The sequence below is a fragment of the Amycolatopsis sp. NPDC028719 genome, assembly GCF_055565395.1.
Map to the genome: position 1 here is coordinate 165205 of NZ_JBVHUL010000002.1, position 25990 is coordinate 191194.

General features: G+C 71.9%; 23 protein-coding genes. 14 read left to right on the top strand and 9 right to left on the bottom strand.

What is annotated here, in order from left to right:
- Window positions 1-65: 65 nt before the first annotated feature.
- From ACZ4TR_RS08680 to ACZ4TR_RS08725, 10 genes are all read left to right on the top strand, one after another.
- Entirely contained in the window at window positions 66-878 is an 813-nt protein-coding gene (locus tag ACZ4TR_RS08680) for a hydroxypyruvate isomerase family protein (protein ID WP_465286456.1), read from the top strand.
- The gene (locus tag ACZ4TR_RS08685) at window positions 875-1762 is read left to right on the top strand and encodes a 2-hydroxy-3-oxopropionate reductase (RefSeq protein ID WP_465286457.1); all 888 of its coding nucleotides are present in this window, start codon (window positions 875-877) and stop codon (window positions 1760-1762) included. The genes ACZ4TR_RS08680 and ACZ4TR_RS08685 overlap by 4 nt, the downstream gene beginning before the upstream one ends.
- Window position 1763: 1 nt before the next feature.
- Window positions 1764-3452 (top strand): glyoxylate carboligase, encoded by a 1689-nt coding sequence (gene gcl / locus ACZ4TR_RS08690; protein ID WP_465286458.1) that lies wholly within the window; start codon window positions 1764-1766, stop codon window positions 3450-3452.
- A gap of 195 nt (window positions 3453-3647) precedes the next feature.
- Window positions 3648-4517 (top strand): FAD binding domain-containing protein, encoded by an 870-nt coding sequence (locus tag ACZ4TR_RS08695; protein ID WP_465286459.1) that lies wholly within the window; start codon window positions 3648-3650, stop codon window positions 4515-4517.
- A complete protein-coding gene (locus tag ACZ4TR_RS08700) occupies window positions 4508-4978 on the top strand; it encodes a (2Fe-2S)-binding protein (protein ID WP_465286460.1) in 471 nt (156 codons plus the stop codon). Before ACZ4TR_RS08695 ends, ACZ4TR_RS08700 begins: the two co-directional genes overlap by 10 nt.
- Window positions 4975-7266: a xanthine dehydrogenase subunit D gene (pucD, locus tag ACZ4TR_RS08705; protein ID WP_465286461.1), complete on the top strand. Its 2292-nt coding sequence runs from the start codon at window positions 4975-4977 to the stop codon at window positions 7264-7266. Before ACZ4TR_RS08700 ends, pucD begins: the two co-directional genes overlap by 4 nt.
- Window position 7267: 1 nt before the next feature.
- Window positions 7268-7813, top strand: a complete 546-nt coding sequence (locus ACZ4TR_RS08710; protein WP_465286462.1) for a nucleoside deaminase — start codon at window positions 7268-7270, stop codon at window positions 7811-7813.
- A 124-nt stretch (window positions 7814-7937) separates the two neighbouring features.
- Window positions 7938-9404: an NCS2 family permease gene (locus ACZ4TR_RS08715; RefSeq protein WP_465286463.1), complete on the top strand. Its 1467-nt coding sequence runs from the start codon at window positions 7938-7940 to the stop codon at window positions 9402-9404.
- The gene (locus ACZ4TR_RS08720; protein WP_465286464.1) at window positions 9395-9772 is read left to right on the top strand and encodes an allophanate hydrolase-related protein; all 378 of its coding nucleotides are present in this window, start codon (window positions 9395-9397) and stop codon (window positions 9770-9772) included. Before ACZ4TR_RS08715 ends, ACZ4TR_RS08720 begins: the two co-directional genes overlap by 10 nt.
- Window positions 9769-10869: a glycerate kinase gene (locus ACZ4TR_RS08725; RefSeq protein WP_465286465.1), complete on the top strand. Its 1101-nt coding sequence runs from the start codon at window positions 9769-9771 to the stop codon at window positions 10867-10869. Before ACZ4TR_RS08720 ends, ACZ4TR_RS08725 begins: the two co-directional genes overlap by 4 nt.
- A gap of 45 nt (window positions 10870-10914) precedes the next feature.
- On the opposite strand, the gene ACZ4TR_RS08730 is transcribed toward ACZ4TR_RS08725, so the two are convergent.
- Entirely contained in the window at window positions 10915-11910 is a 996-nt protein-coding gene (locus ACZ4TR_RS08730; protein WP_465286466.1) for an aldo/keto reductase, read from the bottom strand.
- A gap of 88 nt (window positions 11911-11998) precedes the next feature.
- On the opposite strand from ACZ4TR_RS08730, the gene ACZ4TR_RS08735 reads away from it, so the two are divergent.
- Entirely contained in the window at window positions 11999-12694 is a 696-nt protein-coding gene (locus tag ACZ4TR_RS08735) for a TetR/AcrR family transcriptional regulator (RefSeq protein WP_465286467.1), read from the top strand.
- Between the two features lie 285 nt (window positions 12695-12979).
- Window positions 12980-15202: a glycoside hydrolase family 15 protein gene (locus ACZ4TR_RS08740; protein ID WP_465286468.1), complete on the top strand. Its 2223-nt coding sequence runs from the start codon at window positions 12980-12982 to the stop codon at window positions 15200-15202.
- Here the strand turns inward: ACZ4TR_RS08740 and ACZ4TR_RS08745 are convergent.
- The 5 genes from ACZ4TR_RS08745 to ACZ4TR_RS08765 form a co-directional block, all read right to left on the bottom strand.
- Window positions 15190-16059: a hypothetical protein gene (locus ACZ4TR_RS08745; RefSeq protein WP_465286469.1), complete on the bottom strand. Its 870-nt coding sequence runs from the start codon at window positions 16057-16059 to the stop codon at window positions 15190-15192. The two genes, ACZ4TR_RS08740 and ACZ4TR_RS08745, sit on opposite strands and share 13 nt — an antisense overlap.
- Window positions 16056-17381, bottom strand: coding sequence for a hypothetical protein (locus ACZ4TR_RS08750; RefSeq protein ID WP_465286470.1), 1326 nt, complete (start codon window positions 17379-17381; stop codon window positions 16056-16058). Before ACZ4TR_RS08750 ends, ACZ4TR_RS08745 begins: the two co-directional genes overlap by 4 nt.
- Complete coding sequence (locus ACZ4TR_RS08755) at window positions 17374-17679, bottom strand: DUF6403 family protein (protein ID WP_465286471.1); 306 nt, start codon at window positions 17677-17679, stop codon at window positions 17374-17376. The genes ACZ4TR_RS08750 and ACZ4TR_RS08755 overlap by 8 nt, the downstream gene beginning before the upstream one ends.
- Window positions 17680-17844: 165 nt before the next feature.
- Complete coding sequence (locus tag ACZ4TR_RS08760; RefSeq protein ID WP_465286472.1) at window positions 17845-18714, bottom strand: NAD(+)/NADH kinase; 870 nt, start codon at window positions 18712-18714, stop codon at window positions 17845-17847.
- The gene (locus ACZ4TR_RS08765) at window positions 18711-19712 is read right to left on the bottom strand and encodes an SPFH domain-containing protein (RefSeq protein ID WP_364522268.1); all 1002 of its coding nucleotides are present in this window, start codon (window positions 19710-19712) and stop codon (window positions 18711-18713) included. The genes ACZ4TR_RS08760 and ACZ4TR_RS08765 overlap by 4 nt, the downstream gene beginning before the upstream one ends.
- Before the next feature lie 83 nt (window positions 19713-19795).
- Here ACZ4TR_RS08765 and ACZ4TR_RS08770 point away from each other — a divergent pair, with 83 nt between their 5' ends.
- Window positions 19796-20473: an NUDIX hydrolase gene (locus ACZ4TR_RS08770; RefSeq protein WP_364522270.1), complete on the top strand. Its 678-nt coding sequence runs from the start codon at window positions 19796-19798 to the stop codon at window positions 20471-20473.
- A gap of 32 nt (window positions 20474-20505) precedes the next feature.
- On the opposite strand, the gene ACZ4TR_RS08775 is transcribed toward ACZ4TR_RS08770, so the two are convergent.
- The gene (locus ACZ4TR_RS08775) at window positions 20506-21642 is read right to left on the bottom strand and encodes an FAD-dependent monooxygenase (protein WP_465286473.1); all 1137 of its coding nucleotides are present in this window, start codon (window positions 21640-21642) and stop codon (window positions 20506-20508) included.
- Window positions 21643-21732: 90 nt separating this feature from the next.
- Between ACZ4TR_RS08775 and ACZ4TR_RS08780 the strand changes: the two genes are divergently transcribed.
- Window positions 21733-22428 carry a TetR family transcriptional regulator gene (locus ACZ4TR_RS08780; protein WP_465286474.1) on the top strand — a complete coding sequence of 232 codons (696 nt, stop codon included), beginning with the start codon at window positions 21733-21735 and terminating at the stop codon, window positions 22426-22428.
- A 19-nt stretch (window positions 22429-22447) separates the two neighbouring features.
- Here the strand turns inward: ACZ4TR_RS08780 and ACZ4TR_RS08785 are convergent, their stop codons facing one another.
- Both ACZ4TR_RS08785 and ACZ4TR_RS08790 read right to left on the bottom strand, forming a co-directional pair.
- On the bottom strand, window positions 22448-23041 hold the full coding sequence (locus ACZ4TR_RS08785; RefSeq protein WP_465286475.1) for a hypothetical protein: 594 nt from the start codon (window positions 23039-23041) through the stop codon (window positions 22448-22450).
- Window positions 23042-23108: 67 nt separating this feature from the next.
- Window positions 23109-25955, bottom strand: coding sequence for a glycoside hydrolase family 2 TIM barrel-domain containing protein (locus tag ACZ4TR_RS08790; protein WP_465286476.1), 2847 nt, complete (start codon window positions 25953-25955; stop codon window positions 23109-23111).
- Window positions 25956-25990: the final 35 nt, after the last annotated feature.

Below are 25990 nucleotides of genomic sequence, written 5' to 3' on the forward strand. Positions count from 1 at the left end.
CGCAGGTCAGCAGCTATTCTCGATATGCGAAAGAAAAATTCCGGATAGTGAAATTTGAGGTCGCGATGCCAGAAGAGGGGCACTCCCTGCCGTACGTCGCCAACCTGTCGATCCTGTTCAAGGAGGTACCGCTGCCCGAGCGCGCGGCCGCGGCGCGGGAGGCCGGGTTCACCGACGTCGAGTACTGGTGGCCGTTCGACACCGCCGTCCCGGCACGCGACGAGGTGGACGCCTTCGTGCGGAGCCTCGACGGGGTCCGGCTGCGCGGGCTGAACTTCTACGCCGGCGACATGGCGGCGGGGGAGCGGGGCCTCGTGTCGTGGATCGGCCGCGAGACCGAGTTCGCCGACAGCCTCGTCGTCGCGCTCGGCATCGCCGAACGCACCGGGTGCCGCAGCTTCAACGCGCTCTACGGCAACCGGCTCGACGGCGAAGACCCCGCCAAGCAGGACGACCTGGCGCTGGTGCACCTCGCGACGGCCGCGGAGGCCGCCGCGAAGATCGGCGCGCAGCTGGTCCTCGAACCGCTCTCCGGCGCGGACCACTATCCGCTCAAGACCGCCGCGGACGCCGTGGCCGTGCTCGACGACCTCGGGCGCGACAACGTGCGGCTGCTGGCCGACCTGTACCACCTGGCAGTCAACGGCGACGACCTGGACGCCTTGGCGACGCGGCACATCTCCCGGATCGGGCACGTGCAGATCGCCGACGCACCCGGGCGCCACCAGCCCGGCACCGGTTCGCTGGACATCACGGGGCACCTCGCGAAGCTGCAGAACGCGGGTTACGACGGGTTCGTCGGGATCGAGTACGTCCCGGAGCCCGACACCCTCGCTTCGCTGGACTGGCTGCCGAAAACCCGAAGGGGACGAGCATGAAACTGGGATTCATCGGACTGGGCGTGATGGGCGCGCCGATGGCCGCGCACCTGGTCGCGGCCGGGCACGACGTGAGCGGCTACGACGTCACCACGGCCGCGGGGGAGAAGCTGGCTGCCGCCGGCGGACGGGCCGCGACGAGCGTCGCCGACGCGGTGGCCGGGGCGGACGTCGTGATCACGATGCTGCCGAACCACCCGCAGGTCGAGGAGGTCGTGCTGGCCTCGGGCGGGGTTCTCGCCGCCGCCGATCCCGGCACGCTGCTGATCGACATGAGCACCATCCGGCCCGAGACGTCGATCGCGGTCGCAGAAGCCGCGCGGGACAGGAAGATCCGTGTCCTCGACGCTCCGGTGTCCGGCGGTCAGGCCGGCGCCGAACAGGCGTCACTGTCCATCATGGTCGGCGGCTTCGAAGAAGACTTCGAAGCCGCGAAGCCGGTGCTCGAAGCCGTCGGGAAGACCATCGTGCACGTCGGCCCGCACGGCGCCGGCCAGGTCGTGAAGGCCGCGAACCAGCTCGTCGTGGGCGGCATCTATGGCCTCGTCGCCGAGGCGATCGTGCTGCTCGAAGCGTCCGGTGTGGACGCTGCCATCGGCCTCGATGTGCTCGCCGGGGGACTGGCCGGAAGCCGGATCCTCGAGCTCAAGCGCAAGTCCATGGTGGGCCGCCAGTTCGCCCCCGGGTTCCGGATCGACCTGCACCACAAGGACATGGGGATCGCGCTGGCCGCCGCCCGGCAGGCCGACGTCGCGCTCCCGCTCACCGGGCTGGTCGCCCAGCTCGTCGCCGCCGGCCGCGCCATGGGCCACGGCTCCCTGGACCACTCGGCCTTGCTGAAGGTCGTCGAACAGTTGTCGGGCCGCGTCCCGGCGGAGGTGTGACATGCCCAGAATCCCCGCCATGCAAGCGGTCGTCGACGTCCTGGAGAGCGAAGGCGTCGACACCGTCTTCGGCTGCCCCGGCGCCGCGATCCTTCCGCTGTATAACGCCCTACAAGGCCGGGCGATCGAACATCTGATCGTCCGCCACGAAGAGGGCGCGACGCACATGGCCGACGGCTGGGCCAGGACGAACGGGAACGTCGGCGTCGCGATCGGCACGTCCGGCCCGGCCGGGACGAACATGATCACCGGGCTCTACACCGCGCACGCGGACTCGATCCCGATGATCTGCATCACCGGCCAGGCCGCGACGACCAAGCTGCACCAGGAAGCGTTCCAGGCCGTCGACATCGTCGAGATCGCCAAGCCGGTGACGAAGTGGGCGGTGCAGGTCAAGGAGGCCGCGCAGCTGCCGTGGATCTTCCGCGAGGCGTTCCGGATCGCCCGCTCGGGGCGGCCGGGCCCGGTGCTCATCGACCTCCCGATCGACGTCCAGAAGCAGGACATCGAGTGGGACTCCTCGATCGACTCGCCGCTGCCGGTGACGGCCGTGAAGCCCGCGGCCGCGCGGGTCGAGCGGGCTCTCGACATGCTGCTGGCCGCGGAGCGCCCGCTGATCCTGGCCGGCGGCGGGGTCGTCCTCGGCGAGGCGAGCGAGCAGCTGCGGGCCGCGACCGAGCGCCTGGACGTCCCGGTCCAGGTGACGCTGATGGGCAAGGGCAGCTTCCCCGAGGACCACGAGCTGTTCGCCGGGATGGCCGGCGTCCAGACGTCGCAGCGCTGGGCGAACGCGGCCTTCCTGGAGGCGGACCTGGTGCTGGCGCTCGGCGCGCGGTTCGGCGACCGGCACACCGGCGAGCTGTCGGTCTACCGGGGTGACCGGAAGTTCATCCACGTCGACATCGAGCCGACCCAGCTGGGCAAGGTCTTCGGCCCGGACCTCGGGATCGTCTCGGACACGCGGGAGTTCCTGGACGCGCTGCTGACGGCGCTGGACAAGCGGGAAGTTTCCCCAAGGCGCGAGTGGGTGGGCCGGATCGCGGCGCTGAAGGAAGCGCTTCCCCGCCGCGACGACTTCGACGCCCTGCCGATCAAGGCGCCGCGAGTCTTCAAGGAGATCAACGAAACCTTCGGCGAGGACACCTACTTCGTCACCGCGATCGGGCTCTACCAGATCTGGTCGGGCCAGTTCCAGAAGGCGCACAAGCCGCGTCACTACCAGGTGTGCGGCCAGGCCGGCCCGCTCGGGTGGGAGATCCCCGCCGCGATCGGGGTGAAGAAGGCGCGTCCGGAGGCCGAAGTCGTCGGGGTGGTCGGCGACTATTCGTTCCAGTTCCTGGTCGAGGAGCTGGCGGTGGCCGCGCAGTACGACGTCGGGTTCGTGCTGATCATGCTCAACAACGAGTACCTCGGCCTCATCCGGCAGGCGGAGACCGGGTACGACATGAACTTCGAGGTCGACATCCACTACGACTCGAACGGCACGGACAACGTCAAGATCATGGAGGCGTACGGCTGCTCGGGCACCCGCGTGCACGAGCCGGCCGAGATCCGGACCTCACTGGAATGGGCCCGCAAGGAGGCCGAGCGCACCAGCCGGCCCGTCCTGGTGGAGATCATGATCGAACGTGAGGGCAACGCCGCCATGGGCGCCGCCCTCGACGCCGTCCGGGAGTTCGAGCCCGCGTAACACCCGCGTGACCAAAGGCCGCCGTACGAGACCCTGACCTCGTACGGCGGCCTTTCCGCGTCCGCGATCAAGGGGTTGTCGGAAAGTACAAACCGGGGCCGTAAATTCACCCGTCTTTCAGGGGTTTTGCCGTGGTCCCGGCCACACCCCAGCGTGTGTACTTCTTGCCGAAGCAGCCCCGAAAGGACGTCCACAGTGGAATTCCTCCGACCCGCCACGCTGGCCGACGCGCTCGCCGCGAAGGCGGCGAGCCCCGGTGCGGTCCCGATCGCCGGCGGCACGGACGTGATGGTCGAGCTCAACTTCGACCACCGCCGTCCCGGCGCCCTGCTCGACCTCGGCCGCGTCGCCGAGCTGCACGAGCACGGCACCGACGGCGGCCGGATCCGGCTCGGCGCGGCCGTGCCCTACACCCGGATCATCGCCGAGCTCGGTACGCGGCTGCCCGGCCTGGCGATGGCCGCGCGGACCGTCGGCTCCCCGCAGATCCGCAACCGCGGCTCGGTGGGCGGCAACCTGGGCGCGGCTTCGCCCGCGGGCGACTCGCACCCGGCCCTGCTGGCCGCCGATGCCGAGGTCGAGATCGCCTCGGTCCGCGGCACCCGGGTCGTCGCGGCGAAGGACTTCTACGTCGGGGTGAAGAAGAACGTCCTCGAGCCGGACGAGCTGATCACGGCCGTGCTGCTGGCTCCGGCCACCGGACCGCAGCAGTTCAGCAAGATCGGCACCCGCAACGCCATGGTCATCGCCGTCGCCGCCTTCGGGCTCGCGCTGCACACGTCGGAAAAGCGCGTCGGGACGGGCGTCGGCTCGGCCGCGCCCACGCCCCGCCGGGCCTTCGCCGCCGAAGAGTTCCTGGCCGGCGAGCTGGACTGGGACGCTCCGAAAGCCCTCGACGACTCGGTGAAGCGCCGCTTCGGCGACCTGGTCGCGTCGGCCGCCGCGCCGATCGACGACGTCCGGGGGAGTGCCGCGTACCGCCGTCACGCACTGAGTGTAATGGCGCGAAGGACGCTGACCTGGGCCTGGAGCGAATACTGCGAAGGGAGCGCGAAGTGCGCGTGAACGTCACCGTCAACGGCGAGCACCGCCGGGCGGACAACGTCTGGGAGGGCGAAAGCCTGCTCTACGTACTGCGTGAGCGGCTCGGCCTGCCGGGCTCGAAGAACGCCTGTGAACAGGGCGAATGCGGCTCGTGCACGGTCTACCTGGACGGCGTCCCGGCGTGCGCGTGCCTGGTCGCGGCCGGGCAGGCCGAGGGCCGGGACGTCGTCACGGTCGAAGGGCTCGCTTCCGGAGACGCCCTGGACCCGGTGCAGGAGGCGTTCGTCGAGCGCGGCGCCGTCCAGTGCGGGTTCTGCACGCCCGGTCTGCTGGTCGCCGCGCACGATCTGATCGAGCGCGTCCCCGACCCCAGCGACGTCGAGATCCGCGAGGCCCTCGCCGGGAACCTCTGCCGGTGCACCGGCTACGAGAAGATCCTCGACGCCGTCCGCGACGCCGCCGCGAAGAAGGTCGTCCGATGAGCGCTCCGGCCCGTTCCCCGCAGGAAATGCAGGACACGATCGCCGGCGGCATCGGCGAGAGCCCGCTGCGCCCGGACGGCACGCTCAAGGTGCGCGGCGAGTTCGCCTACTCCTCCGACCTGTGGCACGAGGACATGCTGTGGGGCGCCACCCTGCGCAGCCCGCACCCGCACGCCCGGATCGTCCGCCTCGACGTCTCCCGCGCGCTCGCCCAGCCCGGCGTGCACGCGGTCCTCACCCACGAGGACGTACCCGGTGAGAACGTCTACGGCCTCAAGTACCAGGACACTCCGGCGCTGGCCGACGGCCTGGTCCGCTACCAGGGCGAGCCGATCGCCATCCTGGCGGCCGACCACCCGGAGATCGCGCGGCAGGCGCTGAAGGAGATCGTCGTCGAGTACGACGTCCTCGAGCCGATCACCGACCCCGAGCGCGCCGCGCACGACGACTCCCTGCCGAAGCTGCACCCGGGCGGGAACCTGGTCCGCCACCAGCGGATCGTCAAGGGCGACCCGACCGCGACCGCGGACGTCGTGGTCTCCGGTGTCTACGAGATCGGCATGCAGGACCAGGCGTTCCTCGGCCCGGAGTCCGGGCTCGCGGTGCCGGCCGAGGACGGCGGCGTCGACCTCTACCTGGCCACCCAGTGGCTGCACGTCGACCAGCGGCAGACGGCGAAGGCCCTCGGCCTGCCCCTGGAGAAGGTGCGGCTGACGCTGTCCGGTGTCGGCGGCGCGTTCGGCGGCCGCGAGGACCTGTCCATGCAGATCCACTCGTGCATGCTCGCGCTGCGCACCGGGCGTCCGGTCAAGATGAGCTACAACCGCCTCGAGTCGTTCTTCGGGCACGTCCACCGGCACCCGGCGAAGATGTACTACGAGCACGGCGCCACCCGCGACGGCAAGATCGTCTACGTCCGGGCGAAGATGTACTTCGACGGCGGCGCGTACGCGTCCAAGACCCCGGTCGTGGTCGGCAACGGCACCACGCTCAGCGTCGGCCCCTACGACGTGCCGAACGCGCACATCGAGGGCTGGGGTGTCTACACGAACAACCCGACCTGCGGCGCGATGCGCGGGCTCGGCGCGGTCCAGCCGACCTACGCGTACGAGTCCCAGATGGACAAGCTCGCTGCCGCACTGGACATGGACCCGGCCGAGCTGCGGATCCGCAACGCGCTGAGCGAAGGGTCCACTGTGGTCACCGGCCAGGTGGTCGACTTCCCGGCGCCGGTCGCGGAGCTGGTCCAGCGCGTCCGGGACCTGCCGCTCCCGCCCGAGCCGACCGGCGAACGCGACATCCGCGAGCTGCCCGGCGGCGCGTCCAACACCACGCACGGGGAAGGCGTCGTCCGCGGGATCGGCTACGGCGTCACGATCAAGAACATCTCCTACGCCGAAGGCCTCGACGACTACTCGACCGCCCGCGTCCGGCTGGAGGTGCTCGGTGGCGAGGCGGTGGCGATGGTGCACACCGCCGCGGCCGAGGTCGGCCAAGGGCTCGTCACGCTGCAGCAGCAGATCGCCCGCACCGAGCTGGGCCTGACGCGGGTGAGCGTGCACCCGGCCGACACGAGCGTCGGCGACGCCGGCTCCAGCTCGGCGTCGCGCCAGACCTACGTCACCGGCGGCGCGGTCCGCAACGCCTGCCGCGCGGTCGCCGAGGCCGTCTACGCCCGGCTCGGGATGTCCTCCGAAGGCATGTCCCTGACGGGCGGGAAGGTCGTCGCGGCCGACGGCGAAGTCGTCGCGGACCTGGCCGAGCTGCTGGGGGAGACCGCGATCGAGGAGACCCGCGAGTTCCACCACCGGCCGACCTACCCCTTGGACCCGGAGACCGGCCAGGGCAACGCCCACGTCCAGTACGGCTTCTCCGCCCACCGTGCGGTGGTCGACGTCGACCTGGACCTCGGCCTGGTCAAGGTCGTCCAGCTCGACTGCGCCCAGGACGTCGGCAAGGCGATGAACCCCGACGCGGTCGTCGCCCAGATCCAGGGCGGCTCGGCGCAGGGCCTCGGCCTCGCCGTCATGGAGGAGATCCTGGTCAAGGACGGCAAGGTGCGAAACCCGTCGTTCACCGACTACCTCATCCCGACCATCCTCGACATGCCGCCGATGCGCGTCGACGTCCTCGAGCGGCCCGACCCGCACGCGCCCTACGGCGTCCGCGGCGTCGGCGAACCACCCACGATCTCCGCGACCCCGGCGATCGCCAACGCCATCCGCGCGGCCACCGGCCTCGAGCTGCCGCGCGTCCCCATCCGCCCCGAACACATCACAGGAGTTTGAGATGACCGCCGTGACCCGCCGGGGCTCCGCCCCGGGCCGGGGGCTCCGCCACCCGGACCCCCGCAAAGACACGTCGATTTCCGCCGAGACCGAATGGCTCGACGAAGCCGTCCGCATCGCGGAGACCAACGTCGCGAACGGCGGCGGCCCGTTCGGCGCGCTGATCGTCAAGGACGGCGAGATCGTCTCGACCGGCGTCAACCGCGTCACCGCGAACCTCGACCCGACCGCGCACGCCGAAGTCGTCGCGATCCGGGCGGCCTGCCAGGCGCTCGGGACGTTCAGGCTGGACGGCTGCGTGCTCGTCTCCAGCTGCGAGCCGTGCCCGATGTGCCTGTCCTCGGCGCTGTGGGCGCGCGTCGGCAAGGTCCTCTTCGCCGCCGACCGCGATGACGCGGCCAAGGCCGGCTTCGACGACCGCGCCTTCTACGAACTGTTCGACCGCCCGCGCGAAACGTGGACGGTCCCAGTCACGCGACTGTCCGCAAAGGACGGCTTCGCCCCCTTCGCGGCCTGGCTCGACAAGGCCGACCGCACCGACTACTGACCCGCCGACTTCTGACCCACAAGGCCAGCTGACCGGAGCACAACCGAATCGAACGTCCCGCTCGCCCAGGCACGGCGCTGTGCCTCGGCCTGGCCGAGCACACCCACCGGCAAGGGCAGGACGCATGACCCAGGTAGAGATCCACGAACCCGAACTCGACGAAGTACCCCCGGAACGCCGATCCCTGCTGGACAAGCTGTTCGAGCTGCGCGCCCGGCAGAGCACCGTCGGCCGCGAAGTCCGCGGCGGCGTCACGACGTTCGTCGCGATGGCCTACATCGTGCTGCTCAACCCGCTCATCCTCGGCGCCTCCGCCGACATCACCGGCGCCCGGCTGTCGGCCGCGCAGGTGACCACGGCGACCGCGCTCGCCGCCGCGGTGATGACCATCCTCATGGGCGTCGTCGGCAACGCGCCCCTCGCGCTGGCCGCCGGCCTCGGCATCAACGGGATCGTCGCGTTCCAGATGGCGCCGTCGATGACCTGGGCGCAGGCCTTCGGGCTCGTCGTGCTGGAAGGCGTCTGCATCGTGCTGATGGCCGTCAGCGGCGTCCGCGAGCGGATCATGAACGCCATCCCGCGGCCGCTCAAGATGGCGATCACCGTCGGGATCGGGCTCTACATCGCGCTGGTCGGGCTGGTCAGCGCCGGGTTCGTGACCCGGATGCCGGACGCGGCGCAGACCACGGTCCCGGTGCGCCTCGGGGCGAGCGGGCACCTGCACGGCTGGCCGATCGTCGTGTTCTGCTTCGGTCTGCTGCTGATGATCGTGCTGATGGCCCGCAAGGGCCCGGGCGCGGTGCTGATCAGCATCGGCGTGGCGACGGTGTTCGCCGTGGTGCTGCACGAAGGGTTCGGTGTCGGCGGCTGGGGCCTCACCGCCCCGGCCCTGCCCGACCACGTCGTCGCGGCACCGGACTTCGGGCTCTTCGGCCACATCGACCTCTTCGGCGGGTTCGCCTCGGCCGGCGCGCTCGCGGCCACGGTGTTCCTGTTCACGTTGGTGCTGTCCGGGTTCTTCGACGCGATGGGCACGATCACCAGCGTCTCCGACGAGGCCGGGCTGTCGAAGAACGGCAAGGTGCCGCGGATGGGCCGGATCCTGCTGGTCGACGGCGCGGGCGCGATCGCCGGCGGAGTCACCGGCTCGTCGCCGAACACGGTGTTCCTCGAGTCCGCGGCCGGGGTCGGTGAAGGTGCCCGGACGGGTCTCGCGAGCGTCGTCACGGGTCTGCTGTTCGCCGGGACACTGCTGTTCACACCCCTCGCCGGGGTCGTCCCGGCCCAGGCCGCGGCGCCCGCGCTGGTGGTCATCGGCGGCATGATGGTCGCGCAGTGCCGGAACATCCCCTGGAACGACCCGGACTACACGATCCCGGTCTTCCTGACCGCCGCGCTGATCCCGTTCACCTACTCGATCACCAACGGCGTCGGTGCCGGCCTGATCGCGTTCGTGCTGATCAAGATCGGCCGTGGCAAGTGGCGCGAGGCCGGCTGGCTGCTTTCCCTGCTGGCGCTGGTGTTCGCGGTGTACTTCGCCGTCGACGGCGTCGAAGCCCTCTTCCGCCAAGGAGAATCCCCGTGGCCCTGATGTTCTTCAACGGCGGCGCCATGCGCGGCGAACCCCTGCACCACCTCCTCGACGGCTCGCCGTTCGTCTCGACGGCGGAGACCGCGCCGAAGTACCGGTTCTACGCCGTCGGCGACCAGTGCCCGGCGCTGTACCCCGTGTCGCACGGCGGCGCGGCGGTGACCGGCGAGGTCTACGACGTCTCGCTGGACGACCTGCGGGACAGGGTGCTGCCGTCCGAGCCGCACGAGCTGGAACTCGGGGTGGTGGAACTGGCGGACGGCAGTTCGGCGTTCGCCATGCTGCTGCGGCGGCCCTACACCTCGCACGTGGCGCTGCGCGACATCACCGAGGTCGGCGACTGGCGGGCCTACAAGGCAAGCGCGTGAAGATCCTCGTCGCGCCGGACAAGTTCAAGGGGTCGCTGACCGCGGCGGAGGTGGCGTCGGCGGTGGCTGCCGGCCTCGCCGACGTCCACCCCGCCCTCGCGGTGCGGGCCCTGCCGGTGGCCGATGGCGGCGACGGCACGGTGGACGCCGCCGTCGCCGCCGGATTCCGCCGGGTGCGAGTACCGGCGCGCGGCCCGACCGGTGTGCCGGTGACGGCGTCCTACGCGGTCCGCGGGGACACCGCCGTCGTCGAGCTGGCGGAGGCGTCCGGGCTGCACCGGCTGCCCGGAGCGCCGGCGCCGCTCACCGCGACCAGCGCCGGCACCGGCGACGTCCTCTCCGCCGCGGTGCGGGCCGGGTGCCGCCGGATCGTGCTGGGTGTCGGTGGCAGTGCGTGCACGGACGGCGGCGCGGGCATGCTGGCCGCACTCGGTGCCCGGCTGCTGGACAGCGCCGGCCGGGACCTCCCGCCCGGCGGGGCGGCCTTGTCCCGGCTCGCTTCGCTGGATCTGTCCCGTTTGGACCTGTCCGCAGTGGACATCGAACTCGCGAGCGACGTCGACAACCCGCTCTACGGCCCGCGCGGGGCCGCGTCCGTCTACGGGCCACAGAAGGGGGCGTCCCCCGCCGACGTCGAGACGCTGGACGCCGCACTACGGCACTGGGCGTCCCATGCCGGGCCGGAGTTCTCCGAACGGCCCGGTGCCGGGGCCGCCGGGGGAGTGGGCTTCGCCGCGATGGCCGTGCTGGGCGCCCGGATGCGGCCGGGCATCGAGCTGCTGCTCGACCTGCTCGGGTTCGACGCGGCCCTGTCCGGAGCCTCGCTGGTCGTCACCGGCGAGGGATCCCTGGACCGGCAGACGCTGTCCGGCAAAGCCCCGGCGGGTGTGGCCCGCGCCGCGGCGGCGAAGGGCATCCCCTGCGTCGCCGTGTCCGGTCGCTGTCAGCTGTCCACTGTGGAGCTGGTCGGCGCGGGCATTTCGGCCGCGTACGCGTTGACCGATCTCGAACCGGACCCGGCGCGGTGCATGGCGGAGGCGGCGCCCCTGCTGCGCCGCCTCGCCCACCGCGTCGCGGTCGACCACGTAAAGCCGTGAATTGCATTGAGGGACGTAGAGTCCCTCGATGCGACATTCACGGACCTACTTCTCGCTGTCCAAGTGGTCCAGCATGGCGGCGGCGTAGCGGTCGCCCGCCGCGGCGCCGGCCGGGACGGCGGCCTCGATCGCGGCCAGGTCGCCGGCCGTCAGCTCGACGTCGGCGGTGCCCAGGGACTCGGCCAGCCGGGCCCGCGTGCGGGCGCCGACCAGCGGGACGATGTCCTCGCCCTGCGCGGCGACCCACGCGATGGCGAGCTGCGCGGTCGTGACGCCCTTGGCCGCGGCGAGCTTGCCGAGGGCGTCGGTCAGCGCCAGGTTGCAGTCGAGGTTCTCGCCCTGGAACCGCGGGCTGTAGCCGCGGAAATCGGCCGCACTCAGCTCGCGCGACGGCGTCCAGTGCCCGCTGAGCAGGCCGCGGGAAAGGACGCCGTACGCGGTGACGCCGACGCCCAGTTCGCGCGCGGTGGGCAGGATGTCAGCTTCGATTCCGCGCGACAGCAGCGAATACTCGATCTGCAGGTCGGAGATCGGGTGCACGGCGGCGGCGCGGCGCAGGGTCTCCGCGCCGACCTCGGACAGGCCGATGTGCCGGATGTACCCAGCCTGGACCAGATCGGCCAGCGCGCCGACCTGCTCTTCGATCGGCACGGTCGGGTCCAGCCGGGCCGGGCGGTAGACGTCGAGGTGATCGGTGCCGAGGCGGCGCAGGCTGTAGGCGAGGAACGTCTTGACGACGTCCGGGCGGCCGTCGTTGCCCAGCCAGCTGCCGTCCGGGCCGCGCAGCGCACCGAACTTGACGCTGATCACCGCCTTCTCGCGGTTGCGGCCCCGGAGCGCGTCACGCAGCAGCAGTTCGTTGTGGCCCATGCCGTAGAAGTCGCCGGTGTCGAGCAGGGTCACGCCGGCGTCGAGGGCGGCGTGGATCGTCGCGACCGACTCGGTCTCGTCGGCCGGGCCGTAGAGGTCGGACATACCCATCAGGCCGAGGCCGAGGGCGCTGACGGCCGGACCGGTCCGGCCGAGGGTGCGGGTGTGCATGAAGATTCTCCCTGTTTCCGTCGATACTAAAACGACCGTATCATCGATACCAAACGAGTGCTACTGGAGATTTGTTATCATTGGAACCATGGCGACGAAGACGGCGACGGACACCCGCGAGCGCATCCTCGAAGCGGCAGCGGCGCTGCTGGTGGCAGAGGGGCGCGACGGGCTGTCGACGCGCGCGGTGAGCGCGGCGGCGGGCGTCCAGCCACCAGCGCTGTACCGCCTCTTCGGTGACAAGGACGGCCTGCTCGACGCGGTCGCCGCGTACGGGTTCGACGAGTACCTGACGAGCAAGCGCGAGCTGGGGTCCACGGGCGACGCGGTCGAGGATCTCCGCCGAGGCTGGGACCTGCACGTCGAGTTCGGCCTATCGCGCCCGGAGTTCTACGTGCTGATGTACGGCGACGCGCGCCCCGGCCGCACATCCCCGGCTGCTCGCGAGGCCGAAGCGATGCTGCGAAGCATCATCGAGCGAGTGGCTGAGGCCGGCCGGCTACGGGTGAGCGTCGAACGCGCGGCGCGGCTGGTCCACGCGACGGGCATGGGCGTGGTGCTCAACCTGATCGCAACACCGGAGGCGGAGCGCGACCCCGAGCTGTCGACGACGGCCCGGGAGACGGTGCTGAGCCGCATCCTCACCGGAACCGAAGAGCCGGCCGGCTCCGACCTGCCGGAGCGAGCAATCGCCTTGAGAGCAGGTCTCGACGGTGCGGCGGTGCTGAGCAGGGCCGAGCGTGTGCTGCTGGCAGAGTGGCTGGACCGCATCGCCAACGCGTAAGCAACCGGCCCCGAAGGGGCTGGAACCCAGACCCTCCCGCAACCCCGATCCGAAGCCAGAACACGGCCGGCGGCACCGGGTCACGGCATCTTTCCCGCCTTGACGCGGTGCTGTCGGCCGTAGTCACCATCAGGCTTCGGGGTGGCGGAGAGCGAGAAAGTATCACTGCCCGTTCGACGCAGGGCTGGATCGATCCAGTCCCATCGGACATTGTCTGTCACCGCCCCACGGCCCAATATGTTGCCGCCCACAACATATTGACGACAAAGCCGTCGGAGGGTCCCGATGATCAGGTGGAAAACCGTCCTGGCCTGCGCCGGAGCAGGAGTCCTACTAGCCGGCGCACTCCCAGGCACAGCACTGGCAACCGGCACCGCAACGGACTGCTGCGGAGGCGGAGCATCCTGGGCGACGGGCAACAAGTCCGCCCTCGGAACCTCGACCACAACAAGCAGCCCGGTCTGGTTCACCGTCGCAGACGGCGTCACATCCGAGGTCTTCTACCCCCGCGCCGACGTCCCCGACATGCAGGACATGCAATTCGTGGTCACCGACGGCAGCAGCTTCGTGGACCTGGAGCGCGACGCCACGAACCACGTCGTGTCCATGCCCGACGAAAAGGCCCTGCAGTACACCGTCACGAACACGGCCAAGAGCGGAAAGTACCGCATCACGACCGACTACGTGACCGACCCGGCCCGCTCGACGCTCGTCCGCAACACCCGCTTCCAGTCCCTGGACGGCGGCAGCTACCGCCTCTACCTCCTGGCCAACCCGTCGATGGCCGGCGGCGGCGCCAACGACAACGCCTGGTGGGACGGCAGCGGCCTGCTGGCCGGCGGCACCGAGACGCTGTTCGGCGGCGTGGCCACGACGGTCGTCTCCGCACTGCGCGTCTCGACCGGGTTCACCGCGCACGACAACGGCTACAGCGGCGCGGCCAGCGACTGCCTGGTCGACCTGCGCGCCGACAAGACCCTGAACAACCAGTTCGACAACATCGCCGGCACCGGCAACGTCGTCCAGTGTGGACAGATCCCGGTCGGCACGGACACGACGTTCACCGTCGCCCTCGGCTACGGCAGTACCGCGGCGGCCGCCACTTCGGCCGCGAGCGGGTCGCTGAGCAGCGGGTTCTCCGCCGTGGCGACGTCGTACCGCGGCGGCTGGAACGCCTATGCGGGCGGCCTGAAACCCGCGCCCGCCAGCGTTTCCGGGGACACGCAACGGCGTCGCGCCTACTACGTCGCGGCGATGGCGCTCAAGACCGCGGAAGACAAGCAGCACCCCGGGGCGAGCGTCGCGGGCCTCGCGACCCCGTGGGGCACCTTCACCAGCGGAGACCAGCTCAACGACGGCTACCACCGCGTGTGGGGCCGTGACCTGTACCAGCAGGCGACCGGCCTGCTGGCCGCCGGCGACAGCGCGCAGGCCAAGCGGATGGCCCAATTCCTCTGGAACTCCCAGTGGATCGGCAGTCCCACCGCGGGCGACGGCACGACCTACCCGGCGGGGTCCTTCCCGCGCTACAGCCCGGTTTCCGGCGTCGCCGGTGCCAGTGCCCAGCAGCTCGGCTGCTGCGAACAGCTCGACCAGGACGCCGACGCGATCCTGCTGGCCTGGCTGACCGGCCTCACCGACGCCTCGACCTACGCCAAGGTCAAGACGACCGCGAACCACATCGTCGCGACCGGCCCGGACACCACCGAGCGGTGGGAGGAGCAGTACGGCAAGTCGCCGTCGTCGGTGGCCGCCGAGATCGCCGGGCTGATCGCCGCGGGCGCCCTCGCCCGGGCCAACGGCGACACCGCGAGCGCGACGTCGTGGGAGTCCACGGCGGACTCGTGGCGCAACTCCCTGGCCGGCTGGACCGTGACGACGTCCGGCTACTGGGGCGGGCACACCTACTACGAACGGCTCGACCGCGCCGGGAACCCCAACGACGGCGCGACGATCTGCTTCGACGAAGGCTGCTTCTACGAACACGACGTGACCGACTTCGGCTTCCTCGACCTGGTGCGGCTCGGCATCCGCCCGGCCGGGGACGCCACGATCGCGAACTCGGTCGCGCCGACCGCGGCGGCGTCCGACGGCAACTCGGCGATGCAGGTGACGCTGCCCAACGGCGACGTCTACTTCCACCGCTACCCGCACGACAACTACGGCGAGAGCACCTCGGCCTGCACCGGCTGGCCCGCCGGCGGCAGTCAGCGGTTCGGGCGGCTGTGGCCGGTGCTGTCGGGGGAGCGCGGACAGTACGAGTTGGCCAACGGCCGCTCGGCGGCGGTGTACCTGAAGTCCATGGCGGACTCGGCGAACGACGGCTACTTCGTGCCGGAGCAGGTCTGGGACCGCGCCGACGCGGGCTGCTTCGGCCTGGGCCGCCCGACGGGCAGTGCGGGTCCGCTGATGTGGGCCGAGGGCCAGTACCTGCGGCTCGCGCAGAGCATGGACGCGGGCCACAACCTCGACACGCCGTCGATCGTGAAGTCCCGCTACGGCACCTGAGCGGCCAGGATGCGGGCCCGGGTCAGCAGCTTCTCGACCCGGGCCCGCAGCTCCGGGGTCTCCCGGCCGAGGTCCGGCAGCAGGTTCGCGTAGTCCGACACGAGACTCCGGTAGTTCCGGGCGAACTTGCTCGTGCCCGTCTGCCGGGCGTAGCGCCGGTCCAGGTCGATGATCTCCTGGGCCAGCACGGCCGCGGCCGCCGCGAGCTCGGTCCGCTCGTCCGCTTCCGCGTCCCGGCGTTCGCGCCGTGCCAGTGACGCCCGGGCGGCCCGGCGCGCGGTGAGGTAGAGCGCCGCAGAGCCCAGGAGCACCGCTCCGATCGCGGCCGCGGCGACCAGGTACCGCGGCAGCGAGGGGCTGACCGTGCGGCCGCCGTCGGGAATCGCGCCGGAGCGCACCAGCAGGTCGTAGTTGACGACCATCACCTTCAGCGCTTCCACCGGGCGGTCGGCGAAGGCGTCGATGCCGTTGCCGATCATCGACTCCGCGACGAACGCCTTCCCGAAGTTCTCGTCGTCGCTCCCGGGCAACCGCGAACAGCCGTACTTCTCGAAGTCGTCGCCGTCCCGGCTGAGCATCACGGCGAGGGTGCCGTCGGCGGCGCTGCCCAGGCTGTCGCACGCGTCGCCGAGGTCCGCGCCCGGCTCGAGGAAGCCCACCACCAGCCGGCGGTTGCCGATCACGCGTTCCGCGGCCGGCCGGTCGAGGGTGATCCCGGGCGCGGCGTACACCGACGCCGACCGCAGCTGCCGGGCGACCGGGCCGTCGAACACACCCGCCGACCACACCGCCCAGCCCGCCAGCACCAGGCAGCCGAGCACCGCGATCCCGAACGCGGAGCGGAAGATCCGTTTCACGCGAGCCTCCCTCGCAGGTACTCGGCCGGCCGGTACTCGGGGCGGCCCAGCAACCCGGCCGTGCTGTCCAGGTCCGCCTCGGCCGCGTCGAGCAGACGGTGGACGTGCTGGTCCGGCAGTTTTTCGGTGAAGGCGTCCGGAGCCGCCGTCAGCTGCGTGATCCCGCGGGTCAGGGCGGCGGACGACGCGCCGCCGGTCAGCCCCGAGATCTCGACGGCGAGCGCGGTCAGCCCGGCCAGGCGCGCCGGCACGCCCGTTCCGGCGGGCCGGTCCGGGCGCACCACCCGGCGGGCCGAGAGGACGAGGAACCCGACCGCGCAGGCGGCGAACAGCCACGGCAGCGCGGGCAGCGTGACCCGGAGCGGGTCGAACGGGGTGTAGGGCAGCGGGCGGTCGAACAGCCCGGCGTAGCGGATGGCCGTGACCCGGTCGAGCCACGCTCCCAGGACGTTGCGCTGGGGGTAGGCGTACGTGCTGAGCCGGTCCGCGAACTGGCCGTAGAAGCTCGCCGTCGCGACATCGGCGAACGCGTCGGCCGACGGCCCGTCGTACTCCACCCACTGGCCGTACATCGCGACGATCGGGCGGCCGGGGAATTCCTTCGCCAGCGCCGGTCCGAAGTGGACCAAAGACTGACCGGCCGGTTGTTGCGGCAGGGCCACGTACAACGGCTGGGCGCCGGGGAACGCGGCGGTCGTGGCGGGCACGTCCGTCAGCGTCGCTCCCGGGGCGACGTACCGGCCGGTGCCGCGCAGCGCCGCGGTGACCTCGGCCAGTTCGCCGGCGGCCGGGTCGCGCCGCGCGAGGGCGGGCTGATCCGGGGCGTCCGGCTGGTGGTTCAGGTGGGCGACCAGGGTGGTCAGCGACTCCGTGACGTCGCCGGTGGCGAACTGGCGGATCCACTCGGACGCGCGGTCGGCCGACGCCTGCAGGACGCCGCCGGTCACCTCGGTGCCGATCACCTGGACGGTCGCGTCCTCGACGTCCTTCACGCGGGACCGGGCCTCCTTCGGCAGTCCCGGCGGGGCCACGAGGATGCGGGCCCCGGCGCTCCCGGCCGCCGCCTGGACGGCCTTTTCGTCCCAGGTCGCGATCGCACCCGGCAGCCGTACGACCGGGGAAGCCTTGACCATCGCCGTCAGCTGCTCGGCCGAGGGGACGGTCGCGCCGCTCAGCTCGCCGGCCGAACCCTCCGGGATCGGGTCGCCGCTCGCGGGGGCCCGGCCGTAGCTGACGCTGGTGCTTTGCTGCTGCACGAGGAGGAACGTCACGAGCACGGCGCCGGCGGCCGCGAGCAGGACCCAGCGAATCCGGTCAGCCACGGGCCGCCGCCCGCCAGAGCGCGTCGGCCCGCCGCGCGTGGTCTTCGGCGGTCCGCGCCGCTCGCGTGCCGCCGTGCGCGGCCGCGATCGTCTCGGCACGGGCCAGCAGCTGCTCGGCCTCGGGCCGCGGAGCGGACGCGGCGTCCCGGCTGACGGCGGCGCTGTCGATCGCCGCCCGCGCGGCCGACCAGGCGGTCCGCCGGCGCAGGTCCCGGTCCCGCCACCACGGCCACGCGGCCACCCCGACCCCGGCGGCGGCGAGCACCACCGCGCCGAGCACCCACACGAGCCATGTCATCCCGGTCACCTTCGCACTTCGATCTTCGGCGAGAAGGTCATCTTGACCGCCCGGGCCCGCGAATGTGACGACGTTGCCGCATTGTGTCCCAGTCGAGCACCGGACGAAGTGGACGGACGACATGCCCCCTCGGCGTGTCGTCCGTCCAAGTGCGCGAGGCCGCGATCACCGGACCAAATGGACCGTCTTCGCGGCGGGGACGAACGTCGCGGTCTGGCCGCGGGTGAGGGCGACCTTGTCGGCTTCGAGGCCGTCGCCGAACGCGACCAGGCGGTCGGACTCGACCTCGACCGTCAGCGGCGCCGACGTCAGCTCCCCTTCGGTGCACGTGGTCCCGGTCGTCGGCGACGGCCACGCCTCGCGCACGAACCAGACCAGCCGGGCCTCGCCCGGTGCCGGCAGCCGGATCCCGCTCCCGCGTTCCCGCCACACCGACCCGCACCAGCCGGTCGCGCCGGTGCCCGTCCCGACCAGGATCCCCGACGACGCCTGGCGTTCCGCCGGCCCGCCACCGACCCCCAGCCGGTAGCGGGCCGTCTGGTGCCCGGCGTGGCCCAGGTAGATCTCGTTGAGCGCGAGCAGCCGCTGGCCGTCGTCCGCGGTGAGCTCGGCCATCGTGCGGTGCTCGACGTCGCCGGTGGACCGCACCAGGTCCGCGACGGCGGCCGGCGGGTGGCGCACCAGCACGCCGGGCGCGCCGGGCGTCACGCCGATCACCGGCTGGCCGGCGAGGTACTTGGCGACGTTGGCGATCAGCCCGTCCTGGCCGACCACGACGATGATGTCTTCGGGGGTGAACAGGAACCGGTCGAGGTCCGCCCGTTCGACCTCGCCGCGGCGCCAGTCCAGCGGGATCGCCGCCGAAGCCGTGGCGAGCGCCGCGCGCACGGCGGCGTCCGCCTCGGTCACTTCGGCCAGGTCACGGCCGCGCGTGCGGAGGAAGAACTCCGCCTGGCCGCGCGTGCCGTGCCGGGCGAGCAGCTCGTCCAGTTCGGTGCGCCGGTGCACCAGCACGACGCGCGGGGCGAGGCTCACGACCGCACGCCCAGCTTCGTCAGCAGCGGCGCGAGCAGGTCCGGCGTCACCGTCAGGCTGTCGATCTGCGGCAGGTTGCCGGCCAGCTCCTTCAGCGCCAGCCCGGTGAGGACGCCCTCGGGCAGGTCGCGGTAGGCCGCCAGCCGGGCGGCTTCACCCGCCGCCTTCGCCTCGCCCAGCGCCCGCTTGCCTTCGGCTTCCACGAGCGTCAGACGTTCCTTGCGCGACGCCAGCGCCTCCGTCTCGATCCGGTTCGCCGCCGCGGCTTCTTCGGCCTGGCGCCGGGCGTTCGCGCCGCGCTGGGTGACGAGCTGCTCCTCGCGGCGGGCCAGCTCGATTTGGCTCTGCAGCTCGTTCTCGCCGATCGCCCGTTCGCGTTCGACGGCGAGCGCACGCCGTTCGAACGTCGCGCGGTCGGCCTCCTGCTGCACCTTCTCCCGCGCGGTCGTCTGCAGCGCCTTCTCGACCTCCGGCTCGGCCCGGATGGCGACGACGCGGACGTCGACGACGGCCGAGCCGGTCTGCGCGAGCCGGGTGTCCTCCTCGGCGAGCCCGGCACGGATCCGGTCGCGGACCGCGCGCACGCCGTCGACCAGCGCTTCCTCGAGGGGCGTGCGGGTCAGCACCTCGACGGCGTACTGCTGGACGTTCTCGGTGAGCAGCCCGCTGATCTGGCCGAGGGGATCGCTTCTCCAGCGTCCGGTGTCCGGGTCGATGGAGAAGTCGATCCGCTGCGCGGCCAGCGCCGGGTCCTCGATCCGGAAGGTCAGCGCGAGCTGCACGGTGACGTCCTGGAAGTCGGCCGTGCGGGCGTGGAACAGCAGCGGCAGCTCGCGGTCGTCGACCGGGACCTCCGAGACGACCGCGGTCAGCGGCCGGTACCAGAACGACAGCCCGACGCCGTCGTGCGCGAGCTTGCCGCGGCGGTAGTGGCGGATGTGCACGGTGGGTGCGCCCCGCAGGTGCCGGAACCCGAAGCGGCGGTCGATGTCGGCCATGAGCCCTCCTCTTATCGTCGGGGTGACGATATGCGGAGGACGCCCTAATCGTCAAGCTGACGATTAGCGGGTAGGGTGGTGGCATGGGTCACCCGCCGTTCGCCGTCACCGTCGACCTCGTCGTGCTCACCCTGACCGGGGACGAGCTGTGTGCCCTGGTCGTGCGCCGGGGCGTCGAGCCGTACCGGGGGGAGTGGGCGCTGCCCGGCGGGTTCGTCCGGGCGGACGAGGACCTCTCGGACGCCGCGCGCCGCGAGCTGGCGGAGGAGACCGGCCTGGCGCCGGGGACCGTCCACATCGAACAGCTCGCCGGCTACGGCGCCCCGGACCGGGACCCGCGGATGCGCGTGGTGACGGTCGCGTACCTGGCGCTGGCACCGGACCTGCCGACGCCGAGTGCGGGCACCGACGCGGCGGAAGCCCGCTGGGCCCCGGTGCGGTCACTGGCCCGCGAGCACCTGGCGTTCGACCATGACCGGATCCTCGCCGACGGCCTCGAGCGGGCTCGGGCGAAACTCGAGTACTCCCCGCTGGCGACGGCGTTCTGCGCCCCGGAGTTCACCGTCGCCGAGCTGCGGCGGGTGTACGAGCTGGTCTGGGACACGCGGCTCGACCCGCGGAACTTCCACCGCAAGGTGACCGGCGCGGAGGGGCTGCTGGAGCCGACCGGCGGCACGACCACCCGCGACGGCGGGCGCCCGGCCCGGCTGTACCGGCGTGGGAAAGCCGAAGTGCTGTACCCGCCGATGTTGCGAGCGTGACGTTCAGGCCGCGCCGAGCTGAAGGGCGGGGCTCAGGCTGTCCGGGTCGGCACCAGCCGTCGCGCGGCCGTGACCAGCGGCAGCAGCCGCGTGCCGAAGTTGCGGGCCGCGAGGCCTCCGCGCGTGGCCGGGATCAGCAGAGCCGCCGCGGTGGAGACGTTGCGCTGCTTGGGTTCCACGAGCTTCCGGTGTGCGCTCTCGTACCGCCGGAACGCCGACGCCGCGTCACCGGGTGTCCGGCCCAGCTCCTCGGCGAGGGTGTACGCGCCCGCCATCGCCAGCGTCGATCCGTCCCCGAACAGGGACACGCACGACGCCGCGTCACCGGCCAGCGCGATCCGCCCCGACGCCCAGCCGGCCATCCGCACCCGGCTCACCGAGTCCAGGTACAGGTCGTCCGCCTCGCGGACGCGCTCCAGCAGCTCCGGCACGCGCCAGCCCGCGCCCTCGTACGCCTCGGCGAGCATGCGCTTGTGCAGCGCCGCGTCCCGGTGGTCGAACCCCGGCACGGCGTCGCCGCGGAACATGAACGCCGCGATCCCGGTGCCGCGCGCCGGGTGCACCGCGACCGCCCGGCCGGGCGAGTTGTACATCACCAGCTCCGTGCGGTCGGCCGGCGGCTCGGCCAGCGGCAGCGTCGCGATGTAGACGCCCATGTGCTCGACGAACGCGTGCTCCGGCCCGAACGCCAGCCGCCGCACGGCCGAGTGCAGCCCGTCCGCGCCGATGACCAGGTCGAACCGGCGCGGTGCGCCTCGGTCGAACGTGACGTCGACGCCGCCCTCGTCCTGGTGGAGCTCGGTGATCGAGTCGTGGAAGACGAACTCGGTGTCCGCGCGGGCGGCGTCGTGCAGGATCGCCGCGAGGTCGGTGCGCGGCAGTTCGATGCCGCCGTCGCCGCTCATCGCGACCCGGCCGGTCCGCCGTCCCGCGTCGTCGACGAACTTCAGCGACGTCACGGCCGTGCTCGCCGCACGCAGCCGGGCGGTGATGCCCATCCGGTCGGCGACCCGCGCGGCCGGCCCGCGGACGTCGACCGGGCTGCCACTCGACCGCAGCCCGGCGGCGCGCTCGACGACGGTCGGCCGGAAGCCCGCGCGGGCCAGCCAGTACGCCAGCGTCGGCCCGGCGACGCCCGCGCCGGAGATCAGTACGGTCTGCTCGGTCATGGTTTCTGCCCCCATCATGGTCCTGACCATCGGTCAGGACCGACCGTACGCTCCTGTCCGGCGGTCAGGCAAGGCGGGTAGGCTCCGACGATGACCGACGACACCCGCGCCCGGATCCTGCGCGCCGCGCTCGAGGAGTTCTCCGAGCGCGGCTTCCACGTGACGTCGGTCCGGGAGCTGGCCGAACGCGTGGGGATCACCAAGACCGCGGTGCTGTACCACTTCCCGGGCAAGGCCGACATCGTCACGGCACTGGCCGAACCGCTCCTGGACGACCTCGAAGCGGCCATGACGAAGGCCGCGGCGGCCGCCGACCCCCGCGCGGCGGCGATCGAAGGGCTCCTCGACGTGTGGCTCGGGCATCGCTACCTGCTGCGGATGAACCTGCGCGACCTCGGCCTGACCGCATCGAAGGCGGTGTTCGACCGCTTCCGCGACGGCATGCTCTCGGCGAACCACCTGGTGGCGGGCCCGGACGCGGACCTGGCCGGCCGGGTCCGCGCGGCGCAGGCGATCGCGATGCTCAGCGACCCGGTGGTGCTGTTCGCCGACGCCCCGGTGGCCGAACTGCGCGCCGCGGTCCTCGACGGCGTCGACCGGCTGTTCGCCGCGCCGGAACCCGAGGGCAGGCCCCGCGCCCGCCGCGGCCGGCCGACGGTGATGAGCCCGGAGACGATCGAGGAGGCCCGGCGCCTCTACGACGCGGGCGACGCCCCGGCCGAGATCGCGACCGCGCTCGGCGTCTCGCGCGCCACGATCTACCGCCACCTGCCCGGCGTCGAATAATGAGACTCACTAATGAGACTTATTGAGACTCGACTTCGATGGCGGGCAGTGCCTCCAGCTGGGCGGAAGTCAGCTTCGAGGCCGCCTCGAAGACTTTCGCCTGGTGGTTCTTGATCCGCTCGTCCACCAGGCGGCTCAGCTCGAAGGCCAGCCGCCCGGTCTGCCGGACCGTGACATCGTCCACGAGCGGCCGGACGGCGGACGTGATGACCACTCCCGACGCCTCTCCGGCCGGGGATTGTGAGACGCCCACCGAGTAGGTTTCGCGGGGGTTGACCGGCCCGTCGATCGAGAAGTCGCGGATCCGGCCGAGCAGCGCGTGCCACTCGGCGACCTCACCCGGCACTTCGGTGGCCTTGACGTCGGCGACCGTCAGGCCCATGCCGCGGTCGCCGGTGCGGAAACACCGGGCGTACGAGTTGAGCGCCGACACCCACAGCGCCTCGACGAGCACGGCGTCGACCCGCGGGTGGGCCAGCTCCGCGACCAGCCGTTCGCAGCACTTGAGGGTGAACTGGAGGTCGTCGAAGATCGCGACGAGGTCGGCCAGGCCCAGCGCGCCGGGCGTGGCCAGCTGCCGGGCACTCGAAGGGGTCGTCGTGGAAGGGGTCATCCGGGACGCTCCTGTCCTGCGGCCGTCTGGACCTCAACGACACCGCATCCGGGAGCGTCCCGGGGTCTCAATTTGCGACACCACCCGCCACGGGCCGCAGCGACAGGGTGAACGACGTCTTCCGCGGCACCAGCCGGTACCGCGGCAGCACCCCGGGCCCGCAGGCCGCGGTCCCAAGACCGTGCTGGGCCACGTCCAGCGTGAGGTGCACCAGCGAACCGGACTCCAGTTCGTCCGTGTGCCGCGCCGCCTCCAGAGCCGCCGCCGTCCAGCGGCGGGCCGTGAAGTCGAAGGTCGGTTCCCCGTCGACGCGGATGCCCGTGCCGTCCGGGTCGGTCAGGCGGGCCCAGCGCACGGCCGTCCGGTTGCCGTTCTCCTGCGGGAAGACGTACGGCGTCTGCAGGCCGTCGACGCTGCTCGAGAACCGCCCGATCCGCACCGCCTGCCGGCTGTCCGGGTACGCCTCGCCGGGACCGTCACCGAACCACTCCGCCGAACCGAACGTGCCCGGGACCGCCATCGCCAGGCCGAGCCGGGGGAGCGTGCCGGGGAACTCGCCGTCCGGGGTCACGTCCACGCGCAGCCGCAGGCCGCCGTCGAAGGCCGTCCACGTGTAGTCCGCGAACAGGCCGAACGGCTGCCCCGGCGGGGCGACGCGGGCGTGCACGACGAGCTCGTCCCCGTCGGCGTCGACGGCGATCACGCGGTGCTGCATCCGGTGCAGCCCCGCGTCGAGCCACTGCGAAGCCTCGGACGGCCCGGGTGACGAGCCGCGGTCGTTGTCGGTGGTCGCGCGCCAGACGTCGAGCCGGGGGCCCTGCACCGCGTGCCCGCCGAGTGACGTCAGCGTGCCTGTCACGGCGTCGAACTCGCCGGCGCCGAGGATGAGCTGCCCGGCCGTGCGGAACACCGGCCCGCGCGTCGGGGGCGAAGGCCGGGTGGGCGCCGGAGACACTGCCACCTGGCCCCAGCCGACGACGTGCCCGGCGGGCGCCCACGCGGTCGAGGAGGTCAGCGATGCCGAGACGGTCAGCCACGATTCGCCGTCGGTGGGCGGCAATGGCGGCAACGACAGGGAAGTGCCTTGTCCTGAGTGGATGGTTGGTACATCGAGGACACCCCGGGCGACGGCGGTTCCTTCGTCCTCGAGCACCCAGGTGAACTCGAGATGCTCGGTGTCGGCGAAGTCGTAGTGGTTCGAAACCCGCAGGCCGGAAGGATCGGCGTCGATCCGGATCGGCTCGATGATCTTCGCGAACTCCGTCAGCCCCGGCGACGGCGTCCGGTCCGGGAAGAGCAGGCCGTCGATGACGAAGTTGCCGTCGTGGAGCGGTTCGCCGAAGTCGCCGCCGTACGCGAAGTGGCCGGGCGCGGCCAGGCCGTGGTCGATCCACTCCCACACGAACCCGCCCTGGCAGTTCGGGTATCGCTCGAACAGCTCCCGGTACTCCAGCAGCCCGCCCGGACCGTTGCCCATGGCGTGCGCGTACTCGCAGAGGATGAACGGCAGGTCGCGGCGACGCTCGTTGTCGTCTTCGCGACGCCCGATCTGCTCCACTTCGGACGGTGTCGCGTACATGCGGCTGTGGACGTCCACATAGGAGCAGTCGTGGTCACCCTCGTAGTGCACCGGCCGGGTCGGGTCGCGGTGGCGCACCCACTCCGCCATCCGCGCCAGGTTGTCCCCGGTGTGGCTTTCGTTGCCCAGCGACCAGAGGATCACGCTGGGCCGGTTCTTGTCCCGTTCGACGGTGCGCCGCATGCGGTCCAGGTAGGCGTCCGTCCACATCGGCTCGGAGCTCGGGTTGCGGTCCCAGCCGAGCGGCCCGAACCCGTGGGTCTCCAGGTCGCACTCGTCGATCACCCACAGGCCGTACTCGTCGCACAGCTCGAGGAACGCCGGGTCCGGCGGGTAGTGGCTGGTCCGGACGGCGTTGACGTGGTGGCGCTTCATGAGCAGGACGTCGGCCCGCGCGGTCTCGCGCGACACGACGCGCCCGGTACGCGGGTCGTGTTCGTGCCGGTTGACCCCGCGCAGCAGCAGGCGCCGCCCGTTGACCTTGAGCTGACCGCCCTCGATCGTCACGGTCCGGAAGCCGATCCGCACCGGAACGCGTTCGGCCACTGTGGACAGCGTCCCGTCGTAGAGGCGGGGTGTCTCGGCGCTCCAGGGCTCGACGGGCAGCTCCAGCGGCTCACCGGCCGGATGGCCCGCGACACCCAGCGAAGGGATGTCCAGCACGACGTCCGCGCCGGTCTCGACCCGGATCATGCCCAGCCCGGTCGTGTGGTCGTAATCCGCGCGGATCCAGTAGTCGCCGATGCCGCCGGAGGGCCGGGCGAGCAGCGTCACGGACCGGAAGATCCCGGACAGCCACCACATGTCCTGGTCTTCGAGGTAGCTGCCCGCCGACCACTGGTGCACGCGCACGACCAGGACGTTGTCCCGCGGCCGCAGCAGCGTCCCGACCTCGAACTCCGACGGCAGCCGGCTGCCCTTCGTGACGCCGAGTTCGGTGCCGTTGAGCCAGATCCTGCCGCACGAGTCGATCCCGTCGAAGCGCAGCAGCGCGGACCCGGCCGGCCAGCCGGCGGGCAGGTCGAACCGCAGCCGGTGGTCGCCGGTCGGGTTCTCCGACGGCACGTGCGGCGGATCGACCGGAAACGGGTAGTGCACGTTCGTGTAGGCGGGCCGGCCGTGGCCGTGCAGCTGCCACAGCGACGGCACCGGCAGCTCGCCCCACGCCGAGTCGTCGAACGCGGGATCGGCGACGTCCGGAGGAGCGGCGGCAAGGCTCGGTGAGAGCCGGAACCGCCAAGTGCCGTTCAGCGACAGCGACGGGGCGTCGGAGGTGAGGGCCGAGCGCGGAGCCACTGAGCCGTAGCCCGGTCCCGGGTCTTCGACGTACGCCATGGCACCTCCCGTGAGCGTTCCCGTGAACGTTCACG